This window comes from Mesorhizobium sp. WSM4820 (assembly GCF_055811075.1).
Map to the genome: position 1 here is coordinate 1 of NZ_JBVVQN010000054.1, position 2,634 is coordinate 2,634.

The following is a 2,634-nucleotide window of genomic DNA, read 5'->3' on the forward strand; positions in this document are numbered from 1 at the left end:
GAGAAATTTTCGGTCGCCGTGTCGCGGGAAGACGCTTCGCGCCGCCACGCAGTCCACTATCGGAGCCTGCTCGAATGCGCCGCGCTGCAGCGGCAGACTGAGCAGGACGCAGACTGGCTGGACGCCTGCGGTCGCGACATCAGCAATCTGCGGGCCGCAGTGGACTGGTGCTTCTCGCCGGGCGGTGACGCGGCGGCCGGCGTTGCAATGACAGTCGCGGCAATTCCGCTGTGGTACCATCTTTCGCTGGTCGACGAATGCCTGCTGCGGGTGAGGCAGGCGCTGGGTTGGCTCGAACAACAGCCCGACGCCGATCAGCAAAGCCTGATGCGGCTTCATGCGGCGCTTGGCTTCCCGCACATGCGCGCGATTTCGGGCCGTCCAGGTGGCGCGGAAGCTTGGACACGTTCGTTCGAGATCGCCCAGAAGGTCGATGATGTCGACTTCCAGCTGCGCGCGCTCTGGGCGCTGTGGGTCGATCGGACAAACGGCGGCGAACCTCGAGCGGCGCTCGAAAGGGCCGAGGCCTTCTGCGCGCTGTCTGAGCGTTCGGCCGACGACTCGGACCGGCTGATCGGCGAGAGGATGAAGGCAAGGGCGCTGCATCTGCTGGGCGATCAGCCAGCCGCGGAAAGACATGTGCGGCGCATGCTGGATGCCTATCGCCCTCCGTCGAACGGATCGGATCTGGCGCGCTTTCAATATGATCAGCGCATCACCGCGCGGATCACGCTGGCGCGCGTGTTGTGGCTGCGCGGCAAAGCTGAAGCGGCCCTGCGTGAGATCGACGACATGGTCGGCGCCGCTCTTGCCGCGGGCCACAATCTCACATTGTGCCACGCCCTGTCCGACGCCGCCTGTCCGGTGTCGCTGATGACTGGAGACCTCGCACGCGCCGAGCGCTACACGGAAATGCTGCATCGGCGCACGCACGACCACGCTCTCGACGTCTGGCATGCCTATGCCGAATGTTTCGAGGGCGACATCCTGATTCGAACTGGAGACGCCGCAACAGGCGTCACACTCGTCGGCGAAGCTCTCGACCGGCTGGATCATGCCGGCTTCCATCTCTACCACACGGTTTTCCAGTCGATCTTCGCCTCCGGGCTGGCCGTGCTTGGTCAGGAGTGGGAAGCAGTGGCACTGCTGGACGGTGCTCTGACGCGATGCGGATCGAGCGGCGAGGCTTGGTATTGCCCGGAACTGTTGCGCCAGAAAGGCGAGCTACTGGCGGGACAAGCCTCGCGTATCGCGGACGCCCGTCTGCTCTTCGAGCAATCAATCAAAATGGCGCGAGATCAGGGCGCGTTGGCCCTGGAGGCGCGTTCGGTGGCCAGTCTGGTAACGCTAAACAAGCTGGTTAGCGCCGTTTAGCAACGATTAACTGGTTCACGCCGCTCCACTGCGCAACTGTCTCGTCATCGAACGAAGCGCGCAGAGGGAAAGAGCGATGACTTCAACCCGCAGTACATCCTTGCGTCAAGGGGTCGTCGCCGGTCTGGCCGGCACTGCACTACTCGCCGTCCTGATCACCTCGGCGACGGCCAACCCGACCGCCTCGGCAGTACCCAGCCAGGCTGGGTTCTGCGGCGCCGCCTGCGTGGAGACGAAAACGTTCGACGTCGACGGCGTCCCCTACGCCTACCGGACGCTCGGAACGCCGTCCGGAACGCCTCTGGTTCTCCTCAACCGCTTTCGCGGGACGATGGACGAATGGGACCCGGCATTCCTCGACCATGTCGCGGCAAGCCGATACGTCCTCATATTCGACAATGCCGGCGTGGCCCGCTCCGGCGGGGAGGCACCTCTCCGCATGGCCGATTGGGCGAGGAACGCCGGCGCCTTCATCGATGGCCCGGGTTTCAAGCAGGTCGATCTACTGGGCTTCTCCTTCGGCGGCCTCGTCGCGCAGGAGCTCACGCTCCTGCGGCCCGACCTCGTCCGCAGGCTGGTCATCGCCGGCAGCGGCGCGGGCTATGTCGAGGGCTCAAACCTGAATCCCAAGGCGATCGAGGTCGCCACCAAGCCGACCAACACGGATGAGGATTTCCTTTACCTGTTCTTCAAGGACACGCGAACCAGCCAGGCCGCCGGACGCGCCCATTTAGCGCGGCTGCGGCAGCGCGAGGATGCCTTTGCGAAGTTGGTCAGCGAAAAGACCTGGAAGGCGATGCTCTCCGCTGGAAGCGACGTCGGGACTCCGGAAACATCGCTTCTCAATCGTGTCGGGGCGATCCGCCAGCCGGTGCTGGTGGCGAACGGGAACGAAGACGTCATGATCCCGACGCTCCAGTCTTACGCCCTGGCGCAGGCGATCCCGAACGCGCGGCTGATCGTCTACCCGGACTCCGGCCACGCCTTCCTGTTCCAGTACCCGCGCGAGTTCGGCGACGAGGTCATTCGCTTCCTCGGCGAGGAGTCACAGCCGTGAGCGCCATCCTGCATCCGATCCAACTCACCCGCCGCGAGATGCTCGCAGCAGGCATCACCGCCGGAGCGGCGACCCTTCTGCCGGCATACGCTGCGCAGGCGATTTCCGCTGAATCCACCACTCAACCCAGCGAAGGACGACAGAACATGGGCTTCATCACCACGAAGGACGGCACCGAGATTTTCTATAAGGACTGGGGTTCG

Annotated in this window: 1 protein-coding gene and 2 pseudogenes; all 3 read left to right on the plus strand. The window is 64.5% G+C overall.

The window, feature by feature from the left end; translation table 11 throughout:
* Positions 1-1,374, plus strand: a pseudogene (locus tag AC0L2R_RS33620) (transcriptional regulator); the annotation flags it as partial.
* A 100-nt stretch (positions 1,375-1,474) separates the two neighbouring features.
* On the plus strand, positions 1,475-2,431 hold the full coding sequence (locus AC0L2R_RS33625; protein ID WP_473514077.1) for an alpha/beta fold hydrolase: 957 nt from the start codon (positions 1,475-1,477) through the stop codon (positions 2,429-2,431).
* Positions 2,428-2,634, plus strand: a pseudogene (locus AC0L2R_RS33630) (alpha/beta fold hydrolase); the annotation flags it as partial. The gene AC0L2R_RS33625 and the pseudogene AC0L2R_RS33630, both read left to right, overlap by 4 nt.